This is a genomic window from Sphingobacterium sp. JUb20, from assembly GCF_004342035.1.
GTDB lineage: Bacteria > Bacteroidota > Bacteroidia > Sphingobacteriales > Sphingobacteriaceae > Sphingobacterium > Sphingobacterium anhuiense.
Genome location: NZ_SLYV01000004.1, coordinates 421,084 through 435,533, shown reverse-complemented (window position 1 = coordinate 435,533; position 14,450 = coordinate 421,084). Strand labels below are relative to the sequence as shown.

Here is a 14,450-nt window from a genome sequence, read left to right as displayed (position 1 = left end):
ATCCCCGCATCGCCGATCATTTTTGAACTCCCTCTAATATTAAATTGATATTGAGGCACATCATTATAAGCTGCTCGATCTAAAAATTGATAATCTTTGGTAAATTTGGTACTTACACTAGCATTCTCCAATCGGTCTATAATGGTAGCTCCTACTCGTTGATTCAGTAACTTATTATCCACAAATTCAAAGCTTCCGGTCGCTCTTTCTTTTGGTATTTTTTGGTAACCTGTAGACACCACTTCCACTTCGTCAAGTTTATTTTCAACAGGATTTAGTTGCACATGCAACACCGTTCCGGAAGTATACTCCAGCTCCAGGGTTTTGTAGCCGACAGAGGTGAATTTCACTTTGCCGCTACGCTGAGCGACAGCGCTGCTGAAAGAGCCATCTTTTTTGGTCGACGTCCTCACATTATCTGCTTCAACACGCACTGATACAGCTTGTAATGGCTTCTTATCTACAGAAGAAATAACCGTTCCCTGCAACACATAATTTTGTTTATTCTGAGCTTGTGCGGATACTGACCAGAAAGTCATCATCAGCAGTAAAAAGAACACTGCTGAAAACGTTGATTGTACCGATCGCCTTACAAAACACTCATTCACAACATCCCTTATACCTCCTTGCACTTGATTTGAATAGAATTTCAAGCGATTAGAAAGATTATTAATGCAAAACCACTCAGATGCCCGACAAAAGAAATTGGAACGCTTAAATCCTCTTATTTTGGATAAAGCGCTTTCCGTGTAGGGATCAAGTATGGATGAAGCATAGATAAAGCGTTGATAGTGCGTTAGTAGTGTGTAAATGGGTACCGTTTTACGCACTATCCATGCATTACCAGTACTTAGCATACGCATTACGTACGCTTGGGCAACACATGAACAACCATATCCCCGTACTTGCCTAGCACAAGCCAGTCCAAGCACTGTCAAGCTACTAACCTCAGTAGCTCTTTGGTAGCTCTCCAGTACATTCCCAGTACCTTTTTGATACCTTTTCAGTAGGGCATTCGTGAATAAACTGTACACTGACCGTACATCAAAAACGATTTTAGCAAGTACATTCTTCATGAAAATCATAAAAAAAGCAAAGCCATTGCTTCGGATCTTATTCGGACTTTCTTTTAACCTTCTTTTACCCTTGTAGTAAGTTTCCCCGTAACTGCACCACACTTGCACCGTAGTTGGACCGCCCTTTTCATGGCGCACTTTCTCATCCCTTTCTTCACCTCTTTTTCTACTTCCACTTGACTTTTGCTCGACCTTGCTTCGACTTTTCATGCACTGTAGCCGATGAAATCCCGATGCCGAGTCGAAGCCGAGTCGAAGAAACTTAGAAGTTGGTGTTAATTTGGTTAGAAAAAAATCAGAAGTTTCTAGCTTGAGTTCCTTTTGTTTGACACCTGTTCGAGTGTTGTTCGACTCCGCTTCGAGACGTGTTCGACATTCCTTCGAGTCTTGTTCGGGTGCTGTTCGACTGCGCTTCGACTGGCCTTCGACAACTTGCCGAACAGCAGTCGAAGAACTGCCGAATGATTTCCGAATCAGTCCCGAACCAGTCTCAAGGTTATCCCGAACGTTTGTCGAACCTTCACCGAAGGAATATTGACTGATAAAATCAACATTAGTTGCTTGTGCAATATTATTTTCTAGCGTATTTTTAGCAACCGAAAATTCAGTTAATTCCATCTCCCTTTTGCTCAACAGCACACCTTCCCTTTCAGGCTTAAATAGCTTCCGGAGATAATTCCAGAACTTGACTATATATTGTATGTTTATGTTCATTATTTTAATTTTTTGGACATAAAGCTTCCCTGCTCCTTTTACTACCGAGGGAGACTTGATCATGAAGCCTTTTTCCCTCGGCAGCATCCGGAGATCACAGGTAGTGAAACTTTACTAATACTTTTCTAAGATTAACTCTTGGTTTTCTTTTACCGTTCTTTTGGCTTTAATGATCATCATAAGCTGTTCCTCCCAGATCAGCTCAACAGACTCTCCTGCTATGCTCAATACTTTGCGACTATCTTTTACGATGGTCAATCTTTCTAAGGTCACTTCTATTCCAAAGTGCTTGTTGAGATCGTTCAGTATCCGTTGTCGGTACTCTTCCCTTTCTGTCCGTGCAGGTACAGCCAGTTCATAGCAATATGAATAGATACTCTACCCTTTCTCTAATGGTATAAACCGCTCCTTATGTTCTCCCAACACCAGTATTTGATTGATTGGAAAGTTAGCAGGCAGTCCCATAGCAAAGAGATAAATCTCAATCACGGTCATATTGATCAGTGAGATCCGCAGTACATCGGTATTGTCATTGCGCACCACCATACTGAAAGAATCCGAAGGCTCTAACAAGCGGATCATAAGCGAATAATAACGCTGTGCCGGTCTTTCTTTCATGACATACTTCATCGCCGATTGCGCGCAGCTTTCGGCAATTGGTAAAGACACATTTTTAAAGAATCGTTCGGGTAAAAGAGTGATCATAGTTCGTTTTTTAATAACTGGAACACGCTTTTCGCGCAGATAATAAGACATTTCCTCTCTTAGGGTTAGCGCATAGCTCTCTCGATTGCAAGTGTTTTGCATTTTTTTTAGTTTAAATTGGCTCCCTTAAAACCGAACTATTTGGACATCGCTCACGCCGTAAGGAAACCAGTTAAAAAAATATTAAATCAAGAAAATGCAATTTTACGTCGTCGTCAATTGGTTATATAATGGTCTTCATTATTGCATTATTTGGGTTAAAGAACAAGAACCGACTTTCCATTATTGATGTAATTCAATAAAACTTGATGACAATAATTTGCTTTATGACTAGAAAAGTGTAATTTTAAGTTGCAAAACGTTAAAATCCGATCCAATTTAGCATATGCAAGCAATTGTATATCAAAATGAAAGTCGGTAACATAAGCCATCATAGCATGGGCACAAGCTAGTTTTAACCTTATTAGAACGTCATTTTTAATATTAAGTATGGTCAGCAAACCACACTTTTATTAAAACGCGCCTTTTAGATTTGGAACAAACTTCCCCTATCCTATTTATACTTATGTTTTACTAAACGCCCTATTCTGGCGCGCAGGATATGTTCTTTATAAAATTGAAATAGGAGAACCGTGGACTCTGATCCTTGATCATGTCGTGGGTGGTTCTGTGGGTGGTGAATTTTCGTTTCATCATAATTTTAAAAGGTTATGTGGAACGATGTCACGCAAGAAGTTTAAAGTAAGCTTAATTGGTAAAATACCAATAGAGCGAGGCTCAAAACTTCTGAACTGGTGCTGTCAAGAACCGCCACAACCAAAATTGTGGATCCACAGAAGATTTACATGAGCTTCGCTCTATTGAATTAATATCACAAAGATAATAAAATCCAATAGATAGCGAGCTCACGATCTACTCATGTGGAAATTGACAGCTTCGTTCATGAGTGACATCGTAAAGACGGGGTATTTAAACTCCATCAAATTAGTCGCTTACACTATAACAAAGGTAATAATAATAAATCGATAAAACAAAAAAATAAATAATCTAATTATAATGATGCTATCGGAAATAGTTATTAAAAACTTGGAAAAGCAGAGGACACTCTTAGGACTTGAGCACTTTGATATTGACAAATATTCCGATTTAGATGAAGGTACCTATCTACGAATAATATCGGGTCAAATTGAATTAACTGTTAACACACTGCAAAGCATTGTTGAAAAGGTTTTTAATTCTAAAGTGAAAGAATATCTAAATCCAAAATTTAAAGCTAAACCTTATACTTCCCTCAAACAAAACTTACAAATAGTAATTCAGGAAAAAAATATAAAATCTTCATACGGCCCCCTACCCAATTATCTCACTTTAATAATTCATCATTGTATAAATATTAACGAGGAGTTTTCAAATAAACTTTTTAAAGAAAATCTCCCAGAAATATTTAAGGAACAAAACATAGAAATACATAAGTATACTCTAAGAAAAAATGTAGAAACAATTAAAGGGGCAACAGAGGAGGGTACACACAAAAATTTCATAAAATTCATTTACAAATTCCCTTTAAGCGAGAAACAAATTGAAAAAGCAAGGAAAACAGTCAATCCAGAGTGGTTTATGGATTTTTCTGAAAATGCAAGGAAAAAATAGTACGTAAAAAAACATTCTCCCAATATTTTTTATATCAATAACATAAGTACATGACTAAAACCTCTTCTTACGCTGATAGTTTAGCGGCGGCTGATAAACAAGCAGGGTTTGACTATCAATTCTATATATTTCTTTTAAAATGCTTGGAGATAAAAACTGGACAAGTCATTGGTTATGAGGAAAAAGATGATGTTCATATTGACTTTAATAATCAAACCACTTTTATACAGGTAAAACACACTATAGGTTCTGTGAAAGGAGGTGGACGTCCTAATCTTACGCAAAAAGATACGGATTTATGGAAAACAGTTGCAAACTGGATAAATATTATAAATGACCCAGCATCGCAGAGAAGCCTCGAAGCTGATCAGATCAAATTCATAGATAAATCAGAATTCATTCTGATTTCAAATAAGTCAATTTCCGATACGAATACTTTTATTGATATGGTAACCAAGTTTAAGTCTACTCAGAAAACGATAGCTGATGTAAGAGTTGTTTTGGGTAAAATGATTACAAAAACTAATCCAACAGACTATAGTGAAGTAGATAAATATATTTTAGCCTTCAGCGCTCAAAGTGATGCGTGGCTTTCTACCTTTTTAAAAAAATTGTGTTTTACACTTGAGATAAATAATATCATTATTTATCTGAAAGATCAGATCAAAGAAAGATATATGATCCAATCAGATGCGCAATCAGATGATGTTTTCAATTGTTTATTTTCTAACCTCAAAACCGAAATCTATAATCATGTATCAGAAGGGAATCGTAGTATAAGCTTTAAATACGAAGACATAAAAGATTTTACATCAGCTTGTTTGTACCGTATTAACAAACCTCTGGTAAGAACATACGAGACTTTGGACCTTCCTGATAATCTCGAAGATCAGAATTTCATTAAGCAGTTGATCGATATTGGGGATGTACAACAAGGGGATACAGAAACAATTATAGAATACACAAAATTTAAAGTATTGATGGCTCAAAACATGAAAGATTGGGAGCAGAATCATGAACTGCTTCCTACGTCGAAAACGGCATTTATTGATAACTGCATTTTGAAATGGAAAAATATTCACACTAAACATCACAGGCCAGCTTTTAATAGCACCTTAACAGAAGAAAAGCTTAGACAGGCAGGACTAAATTGCCTCGATGAAATTCGCCTTATTGAATTGTCAGTAAGTGACGTTTCACTTGATTCTATGTTGAGCAATGGTCAATTCTATTCTTTGAGTGATGAGCTGAAAATTGGTTGGGCACATGATTGGAAAACTAGCTATTTATAAATGAGTAAATCTAATACATCCTCCCCGTTTTATGATAATATTGCAATAGGTAGTCTAGTTATTGATAAAGTAATAAGCACGCTTGGTAATGTATCACTTGCAAAGTCTATTCTTATTCTTCCTTTATTATTGCATGATCCTATTATTAAGCGGCTATCTTCAGCTGCTAAATACAGAAGTATAGATGAGTTTTTGGTTAAAGAAAGAATTAACTTGGGAGATATTAATCTCAGAATGGAAAATATGCTACCGTTATCCATTAACTGCATTTCTGTCCTCTTGGATTTAAAAAGAATTCAGCAGCAAGATCAGACCCTTCTCTCTTTAATAACATTTGAAGAAACGAGTAAAATTGACATTGGAAGTAGAGCTTCAAAAATTATAAAAGTTATCGAAAAATCTAGTTTTCTGTTTAATGAAGAAGATCATTCTACTTATCTAAAATTTAATATAACATTATGAAGTTCCATATAAAGGATATCTATCTTTGGAAATCTGCAGGTACTGATCCTCGAATTTTACATTTTTTATCTAACAAGATTAATGTAATTACGGGAGGAACTGGTACTGGAAAAACGACAATTATTCATATCATTAATTATTGTCTTTTATCCTCAAAGCCAAAAATTCCAACTCCACATATTAATGATTCAATAGAATGGTACGGACTTAACTTTAAAATCAATAACAAAGATTTTTTTATTGCTAGAACAAGACCTGGCCAGTTTGATGAACCAACTAATGGCTACTATTTTTCAGGTATAGGAGAAGTGCCTGAATATCCTTCTGCGACTATTAGCGAAGCCGAACTTAAAATCATTCTCGAACGTGAATTTGGGGTTGAGGACAACCTAATTATGCCTTATGGAGGAAAGTTAATTAAGGCTGGATCGAAAGTTTCGTTCAGATTCTTTTTATTAATGAATACCCAACATGAAGATACGATAGCCGACTCCAGTACCTTTTTTGATTTCAAAATACATGAAGAAGGAAGGTATAAAGAAGCCTTTGACAGGATATTTGATTTAATACTAGGGGTTGGAAGTGTAGAGAAAGTAATACTACAACAAAAGCTCGGTGAACTTCAAAAGCAATACGGGACAATACTTAATAAAGAAAAGTCAAAATTAAAAGCTCAGGATCAGGTGGACTCGAACATACTCGAACTAGTAGCAAGGGCTCAGAGATTTAAACTTATAAGTAACCACCTATATACACCTTTACAGGCCAAAGCTGAATTAGTTCAGTTGATCCATGAAATAAAAACAGATCTTATAGTATCTCCGTTGAAAGAAGTTGAGGAACTGAAACAACGTAAGACTAGGTTGATGCTTCAAGTCAGGAACATGGAAAGTCTGCAGCGAAATACAATTAATTACTCGTTGACAGAAAACAAAGATGAAGATAGTTTGAAGCCCGTTAATTTAATAAAAGGCTATTTTGACAGTGAAGTTGTTAAGACCTTTGAACTAAAATATTTGATAGATGGACTATGCGAAAACTTACGGCAGGTAAAGGGTAGCATTGAGAACCGAAATGCTTTTGTGATAAACATACAGAAGGAAATCAACATCCTTAAGGCAGAGATTTCTGTCGTCAATGAACAGATAAGTTCATTTCCGGAAGATTTTGAGGAACTCAGGGGCGAAGCAAGTAAATATATGTTTATTGGGGAGCTTCAAACATTACTCCGTCTTTATGAGGATACTGCTGATGACAGCGCAAATTCTATTACCCTGAGCAAGAAGCAGATTGAAGCTCAGATAACAGATATTGAGTCTCAATTGGAAGATCTTCAGAATAACAGAAGTATTCAAAATTCTCTACTAAATGAATTCATAAATAAGATTAAAAAAACGGTAGAAGAAATGCTAGGTTCTTACAAGGATTATAGAGCGCACTTTAACACAAAAGATAAAGCACTGAATTTGATTCCACCTGGAAGTGCCACACCGGCTAGTAATATCGGAAGTAGATCAAATCATATGTACATGCATTTAATAATGATGTTTGGTTTTCATGAGCACATGATTAATAACAACAACAAATACGTTCCGCAATTTCTAATCTTCGACCAGCCTAGTCAGCCTTATTTTGAAACTGTCTCAGGGGAAAATCTTGATACTTTAACTATTGAAGACAGGAAGAAACTTCAAAATGCATTCAAAATGATGGATGATTTTGTTACACATATTATAAATGAGTATAAAAATGATTTTCAGATAATTCTTCTAGAACATGCGAGGGAGGATCAATGGGTGGGGCTTAAAAACTTTCATCTTGTTGATGACTTCTGGGACGGAAGAGCTTTAGTAATTTAATTTCTAGGCTTACAATCTATATAAATTGATAAGATTTAAATGCTATAACTTACTAATACCCAGAGAACGTTTGTATGAAATTTCAGGATAGTCCTGTGATGCCAGTATTTTTTCAATACATGCTAAAATATACTCACCATGTGCCAACGCTTTTTTCTTAAAGAACTCAGGGTTCCACTCCGAGTAGAACTTATGGGTACTGCTCAGGTGGTAAGTATTTGTGACATAACTTCCTTTGATCAGATTGCGCTGATGTAGAGCAATCCTTTCATGGTGGTAAAACACCTCAACCCGGCTTTTGGTATAGTGGATAGTTGTCTCTTTTCCGATGTAACGAAAAGGAACACTGTAATAGCTTTTATCAGGAGAAAAGTATACATACCCCATCTTCTGGACCTTCGCTCTTTTATAGTCCTTAAGTTCATAGGTATCAGCAGGCAGCGCTTTGAGATACTGTCTATCTATAAGCTGGAAAAGTTCTATACGGCTGGATTCTTTTCGCTTGAACAGAAGATTGTTGTAACGCTCCAGCAGGACAGTAATTTCCCTGTTGAGGTCCTCCAATGAGAAGAAAGTCATCTCACGCAACGGATAATATATCCGTTGGTAAGCTAGGTGGACCGCATTCTCAACCAGAGCCTTATCCTGAGGCGAATAACTCCGGGTGGGATTGATAACACAGTTATAATGGCGAGCAAAGTCTTTAAAGCTACGATTGATGTCAGGTTCATATCTGCTCGATCTATTGACTGCGGACTTTAGATTGTCCGACACGATAGCTTTGGGTACCCCGCCATAGAAACGCAGAGCATTGGTGCAACAGGATATCATGTCTTCGCATTTTTGGCTCATACATGCCTGGACATAGGTATACTGACTGCACGGAAGTATAGCTATAAATACTTCTATGGAAACAACCTCTCCGGTATGCTTATCGATGATCTGCAGTTTTTTACCTGCAAAGTCGATGAACATTTCCTGGCCAGCAATATGCTGGAGTTTCATTGAGCCTTTTTCCTTTGGATATTTACGGCGATAATGTTCAAGGAACTGGGTGTAGCTATACGGATCAGCTGCCAGCTCAACATATTGCTGATAGTGATACAGAAAAGTAAAGCCGGGATGGTTCCGGGCCTTGTTCACCCCCTCAAAATAAAGCATGAGCTCATTATGACGTACGGTATCCAGGGTAGTATGGGATGAAAACAGTTCCGATAAAGCAGCGGTATCGAAGTCTAAAAGCTCTTTAAATGAGTATTGGCTGCCCGCAAATAGCTGCATGTAAGTATTTACGGTATTACGGGAAATACCGAGAACGGAACCTATTTTACGGTTACTGTAACCGTCAATATGTAATGTGAGTATTTGTTTTAAGTCCATCGGATCAAGTTTGTTGGCCATATAGCTGTATTTAAAGCGACAAGGTAATTCTTTCTTGATCTTTTTAAAGTGGCACAAATCGAACCGTAAAATGCGGACGGATGGACGGAAATTAAACCACTAAAGTGGCATCATTTAAACCGTAATAGTTGGCACCATCAGACTGAAATGACTGGCACAAATCGAACCGTAATATACATCCGCTAAAGCGATGGAAAAAAAGTATGGTAAGGAAAATCTAAATTGGGATGACTTCGAATGGGGTATGTTGAACGGTAAACTTTCAGCCATTCGTTGGTTAATGGGAGATGAATGGGCTATTTTAGATACCTGATGATAAGCTTAAGTAGAGGATAAACTAAAAAAAGAGTCTAAATACAGTATTAAATTATGATTCTTAAATAATGAATATGAAAGAATCGTTAGAATAGCTAAAGAAGAAAATGTTGACCGCAGGTTGTTGGATAGAATAGTTGTTCTCAACAAAGGTCTAATAAACCCCACCTATTCAATAGCGAAAGAGTCATCTTACAATTCCAATATGTCTTTGCATGATTATATGGTTTTATTGAACTATTTGCAATAATTCAAACTTAAGACGACAAACAGTTCTATATTTGGAGTATGCAGAAAAAATGTCGAGAGACTGGATTAAACTATAAAACTGAATTATGCTGAAAGATATTTCTCGCTAATAAAAGAAAGTAATTGGTTTTTAAGCATTTGCCCCGGAAACTTAAGTTTAATGACTCAATATACGCATTATCAGTTGGATTTCCAAGTCTTGAAAAGACAAGTTCGACTTTTTGCTCGTAGGCCCATCTATCCATTTCCTTTGAGATAAACTATTTATTTGTGTCTTTTTTTATCTGAGTTCATGATTTCTTGGTGAAGAATGGGGATTTGTCGGCTCTACATTTTTAATAGCGATATACTTAACATTATTGCTCCGCATCATTCATATAGCAGAACGACAGCGATCTGCTTTTGCAAGAATTTATGCTTATGGAGTGGCTTCCATCCTATTTTTTCACTTCTTTATTAATATAGGAATGACTATAGGGATAGTTCCCGTTATTGGTATTCCATTACCATTCATAAGTTATGGAGGATCTTCATTATGGAGTTTTACCATTTTACTCTTCATCATGCTAAAATTTGATTCAAATAGAAAAGGAGTTGTTTAATACAACTCCTTTTCTATTTTTTAAAACCGCTCTAAGATCAGTTTTATAGCACGATCCACTACTTTATCAGGCTCTGAACTAAAATGTCCCGCTACACGGCTGGCTAAAATAGCATTAATAGATAGCGCTTGATGACCAAACATACGGGATAAAGCATATATTCCAGCAGTCTCCATTTCTAAATTTGTAATTCGTAAACCATCTGACTTGAAGCTATTCGCCAATTGGATCAAATTAGGAAACGTATTTTCAGAGCGCACATTCCTACCCTGAGGTGCATAAAAACCAGGAGCAGTCATCGTCACTCCTTTTGGCAAATCGTAAGCATATTGTGCTAATAAATTTTTACTGGCCTCCGCAACATAAGGCTTTAGATATAAATTCGGAAAAGCATCCCATACTGCTCTTTCCAAAGTTTTCTCATAAGCTGAATAGGGTTTTACATAATATTGCATCAGGGCATCAAAGCCTACTCCAAATGAAGAAGCCAAAATCGTTCCCATTTCAATATCCGATTGAACAGCACCAGAAGTTCCGATTCGAATGATATTTAAACTTGTTAGCTTTGACTTTAATGCTTTTGATTCAAAATCAATATTCACGAGCGCATCCAATTCATTAAAGACAATATCAATATTATCCGTTCCAATGCCTGTTGATATAACAGAAATACGTTTATTACCAATATATCCTGTGTGTGTAATAAACTCCCTTTTTCCCTTCTGAAGTTCAATACGGTCAAAATACTGAGATACCTTTACTACACGGTCAGGATCCCCTACTGTGATAATGGTATCTGCAATATCTTCTGGCATTAAATTCAGATGATAAATACTCCCATCTTTATTCAATATTAATTCTGAATCATTTATCATATTGTCCGCAAATAAGAAAGTTTACAATTATCAATTTTATCAAAACGTGTAATGACCGAATTGACCTGCATTTTTCGTACTTCAATTTCCATATAGCATGTATTATCAAAAACTTGTTTACTGACAGTTATATTCTCTTCTTTAACCACGCGCATCACGTCGTTCATAGCTAAGTAATCAAATTCAATTTTATAGATATCATTGACAGTTTTCTCTACAATCTCTACGGCAGATAAAACCTCTTGAGTCGCCGTTTTATAAGCATTAATCAGACCTGGGACGCCTAATAAAGTTCCTCCAAAATAACGAACCACAACCACAATAATATTTGTTACATCTTGTGATAGTAATACATTTAAAATAGGCCGACCGGCCGTCCCCGAAGGCTCTCCATCATCATTCAGCCGATATACTGTTCGATCCGGACCAATTCGATATGCCCAGCAATGGTGTCTCGCTTTAGGATGTAGGGTTTTTAGATCTGCTATGATTTCCTTCAACTGATCTTCCGTAGTGAATGGGTAGGCATAGGAAATAAATTTACTTCCTTTATCACGAAATATTCCCTCTGCACTTTTTTCAATTGTACGATAAGTATCTTCAAATAAACTCACAAATATGTTATAATTAAAACTGATATAATAGAAAGTGCTAGCCCTAATTTATTGATAGCACTTAATTTTTCTTTAAATAATAAAACACCGACCAGAGCCCCTATTGAAATTACACCAATATTCATCCCTGTGAAAACAATAGAAGGATTATCTGGAATTGCTCGATGAGCTTTCATATAAAACAATATATTCCCAAAATTGAAAAAGCCCAATACAATGCCAAATCCGAAAGATTTAAAAGAAAATGACTGCTTTTCAATTGCTAAGAAATAAATCATAAATAGAAACGCCACAGCTATGGCCAATAAAAAAACAACAAACATAGCTGTAATATAAGGAACAGATTGATGAAGCGCTATTTGTTTAAAAAGAATGTCAATAACACCCATTCCAATAAAAACAATTAAAGGATACAGCAGGCTACCAATCTTATTGTTATTTTTAACATTCCCCTTTTGCCAACCAATGGAACAAATGATAGCAACTAAACCGACTAGAATACCAATTCCTTTATTCCAGGTAATGACTTCCGAAAAAAGTACAAAGGATGCCATTAAAGGAATAAACAGAGACAATCTTTGTGCAATCTCCGTTTTAACCAAACCTGTGTATTGAATTGTCAATGCAATAAAAATAAAAAGTGTTGGAAGTAAAATTGCCAAAGGAATATACAATTCCCAAGGCATTTGTCCAATCTGTATATCTCCGAGGTCTGGCTCTAAAACAAAATAAGTTAGTACTGCTGCTACAGGATAATTCCAGACAATAATTTGTTTGGTGCTTACCTGCTGTAGTTTTGCATACTTTAATAGCACTGCGACCGTAACACTACATAGAACACTTAATAAAACAAAAATCATAAACTTAAATAATTTCGAAAACCGTTTAAAGCTATTCAGGCCTTCTCCTTCAATTTTACGAAATATTCCCCGTATTTCACATTTAGAAGACCTAAAACTGATAAAAGCCAGTTGCTATCTTCAGATAGGAATTAGTGATTGGTATCAAAATTAGCTAGCAATTTTCCAGCGATACAGCTTACTCACTATCCAGCCTTAGTCATTGATGTAGTTTTTATGTTCCGTCATATGAGAAATATCTCCGATAACATAGACTTCTATTTATGCATAACTTAAATAGTGATCGTATGACAAGCAACACACCTTGATATACCTAATCAACTCATTGCGGAGACTAAATGTTGAAAATTTTCAGCTTAATTTTCGATATATTCTAAACAAAAACACAAATAAACCACCAAATTAATGACATAAAATAGTGTTTTTAAAACAAAAATATAACATAAATAAACTTAAATAAAACACAAAAATAAACTTAAAAAAGAGACAAAATAAACTGATTTTTTTCATAACAAAATAATCTATATTATAATTTATATGCATTTAAACAAAATAAACAAGGATATCAAACACAAAAAGCACATAAAAAATTACATAAAAAACAGATAAAAAAATAGCTGTTTTTTTCATTAAAAAACACATAAAATTACGACTAAAAAAATATTTAATTTTTATCTTGCATTTATAAAAAACATCCGTATATTTGAAATATCGAAACGAACAAATAATGAAAACGACGACTACATATTTTTTCAATTACTTTTATTTTAGACAATAAGAGCAGGGACGAATTTGTAATTATCACAAGATATTAAAAAGCAAAAGTTCCGATCAACAATCGGAACTTTTGCTTTTTCTAAGAACATATAAAACAAACAATGGGTTTAAAAATTGCAATACAGGGAGTAAAAGCTTCCTTTCATGAAGAAGCATCATTTAAGTACTTCGGTGAAGACATCGAAACGATAGAATGCGATACTTTTAAAAAAACCTGCGAATTATTAAAGCAGAAAAAAGTTGATTATGTTGTAATGGCTATTGAAAACTCAATTGCGGGAAGTATCTTACCCAATTATAATCTTTTGAGAGATTATAAATTCAACATTGTAGGTGAAATTGCCTTAAGCATTCATCAAAATTTATTGGCTTTACCAGGAGTTAAACTTGCTGATATAAAATTCATAGAATCGCATCAAATGGCCATTCGCCAATGCGAAGAGTTCTTGCAGGAATTACCAGATGTTAAAATATCAGAAAGTTCAGATACAGCGGCTTCAGCAGCAAAAGTGGCAAATCAAAAATTAACTGACACTGCTGCTATTGCAGGTACACTTGCTGCAAAAACGTATGGTCTCAATATATTAGAAGCAAAGATTGAAACTAACAAAAAAAATAGTACGAGATTCTTAGTGTTATCCAATGATGTCGAAGAACAAGCAAGTGCAAATAAAGCTTCTTTATCCTTTCAAACAGGAAACTCGGTAGGTTCTTTAGCTTCGATTTTACAATGCTTTGCTGATCAAAATATTAACCTAAGTAAAATCCAATCTATGCCTGTCATAGGAAAAAGAAATGAATATGATTTTTTCGTTGATGTGGAATGGAAAAAGCAATCAGATTATGACGCTGCTATTCGTAAAGTATTAAAACACAGCATCAATTTTAATATTATGGGTGAATATGTAAAAAATGACCGCATATAAGTTCTAGTAAATAAAAAGTAAAAAATAAAACTCACAATAGATATTGAAATCATCATGGCCTAAAGCGCTCGAA

Annotated in this window: 13 protein-coding genes and 2 pseudogenes; 7 read left to right on the top strand and 8 right to left on the bottom strand. The window is 35.4% G+C overall.

Translation table 11 applies throughout. The features are described 5' to 3' along the window. The 3 genes from EDF66_RS09435 to EDF66_RS09430 all read right to left on the bottom strand — a co-directional run. A partial coding sequence (locus EDF66_RS09435; protein ID WP_207898566.1) for a carboxypeptidase-like regulatory domain-containing protein occupies nucleotides 1-1,790 on the bottom strand: 1,790 nt, incomplete at its 3' end. Nucleotides 1,791-1,904: 114 nt separating this feature from the next. After that, entirely contained in the window at nucleotides 1,905-2,063 is a 159-nt protein-coding gene (locus EDF66_RS26090) for a hypothetical protein (protein WP_165902411.1), read from the bottom strand. A 105-nt stretch (nucleotides 2,064-2,168) separates the two neighbouring features. Next, nucleotides 2,169-2,597, bottom strand: coding sequence for a hypothetical protein (locus EDF66_RS09430; protein WP_132842173.1), 429 nt, complete (start codon nucleotides 2,595-2,597; stop codon nucleotides 2,169-2,171). 954 nt (nucleotides 2,598-3,551) lie between these two features. Between EDF66_RS09430 and EDF66_RS09425 the strand changes: the two genes are divergently transcribed. The 4 genes from EDF66_RS09425 to EDF66_RS09410 are packed head-to-tail and all read left to right on the top strand — an operon-like array spanning nucleotide 3,552 to nucleotide 7,758. Then, entirely contained in the window at nucleotides 3,552-4,145 is a 594-nt protein-coding gene (locus EDF66_RS09425) for a hypothetical protein (protein WP_132842172.1), read from the top strand. A 50-nt stretch (nucleotides 4,146-4,195) separates the two neighbouring features. Further along, a complete protein-coding gene (locus EDF66_RS09420; protein ID WP_132842170.1) occupies nucleotides 4,196-5,437 on the top strand; it encodes a hypothetical protein in 1,242 nt (413 codons plus the stop codon). Beyond that, nucleotides 5,438-5,899, top strand: a complete 462-nt coding sequence (locus EDF66_RS09415) for a three component ABC system middle component (protein ID WP_132842168.1) — start codon at nucleotides 5,438-5,440, stop codon at nucleotides 5,897-5,899. Then, on the top strand, nucleotides 5,896-7,758 hold the full coding sequence (locus EDF66_RS09410; RefSeq protein WP_132842166.1) for a DUF3732 domain-containing protein: 1,863 nt from the start codon (nucleotides 5,896-5,898) through the stop codon (nucleotides 7,756-7,758). The genes EDF66_RS09415 and EDF66_RS09410 overlap by 4 nt, the downstream gene beginning before the upstream one ends. A gap of 42 nt (nucleotides 7,759-7,800) precedes the next feature. On the opposite strand, the gene istA is transcribed toward EDF66_RS09410, so the two are convergent. Beyond that, the gene (gene istA, locus EDF66_RS09405) at nucleotides 7,801-9,138 is read right to left on the bottom strand and encodes an IS21 family transposase (protein ID WP_243656024.1); all 1,338 of its coding nucleotides are present in this window, start codon (nucleotides 9,136-9,138) and stop codon (nucleotides 7,801-7,803) included. A gap of 211 nt (nucleotides 9,139-9,349) precedes the next feature. On the opposite strand from istA, the gene EDF66_RS26460 reads away from it, so the two are divergent. After that, nucleotides 9,350-9,472 (top strand): hypothetical protein, encoded by a 123-nt coding sequence (locus tag EDF66_RS26460; RefSeq protein WP_259194061.1) that lies wholly within the window; start codon nucleotides 9,350-9,352, stop codon nucleotides 9,470-9,472. Between the two features lie 358 nt (nucleotides 9,473-9,830). Here EDF66_RS26460 and EDF66_RS09400 read toward each other — a convergent pair. Next, a pseudogene (locus EDF66_RS09400) lies at nucleotides 9,831-9,983 on the bottom strand (IS3 family transposase); the annotation flags it as partial. A 39-nt stretch (nucleotides 9,984-10,022) separates the two neighbouring features. On the opposite strand from EDF66_RS09400, the pseudogene rodA reads away from it, so the two are divergent. Further along, nucleotides 10,023-10,325, top strand: a pseudogene (gene rodA / locus EDF66_RS09395) (rod shape-determining protein RodA); the annotation flags it as partial. Between the two features lie 20 nt (nucleotides 10,326-10,345). On the opposite strand, the gene EDF66_RS09390 reads toward rodA, so the two are convergent. From EDF66_RS09390 to EDF66_RS09380, 3 genes are read right to left on the bottom strand one after another with little or no spacing between them, the layout of a single operon-like run. Then, entirely contained in the window at nucleotides 10,346-11,200 is an 855-nt protein-coding gene (locus EDF66_RS09390; protein WP_132842162.1) for a nucleoside phosphorylase, read from the bottom strand. Next, a complete protein-coding gene (locus EDF66_RS09385; protein WP_021191198.1) occupies nucleotides 11,197-11,814 on the bottom strand; it encodes a YigZ family protein in 618 nt (205 codons plus the stop codon). The genes EDF66_RS09390 and EDF66_RS09385 overlap by 4 nt, the downstream gene beginning before the upstream one ends. After that, the gene (locus tag EDF66_RS09380; RefSeq protein ID WP_021191199.1) at nucleotides 11,811-12,674 is read right to left on the bottom strand and encodes a hypothetical protein; all 864 of its coding nucleotides are present in this window, start codon (nucleotides 12,672-12,674) and stop codon (nucleotides 11,811-11,813) included. The genes EDF66_RS09385 and EDF66_RS09380 overlap by 4 nt, the downstream gene beginning before the upstream one ends. Before the next feature lie 878 nt (nucleotides 12,675-13,552). Between EDF66_RS09380 and EDF66_RS09375 the strand changes: the two genes are divergently transcribed. Beyond that, nucleotides 13,553-14,377 (top strand): prephenate dehydratase, encoded by an 825-nt coding sequence (locus EDF66_RS09375; RefSeq protein WP_132772628.1) that lies wholly within the window; start codon nucleotides 13,553-13,555, stop codon nucleotides 14,375-14,377. The last annotated feature ends 73 nt before the right edge of the window (nucleotides 14,378-14,450 follow it).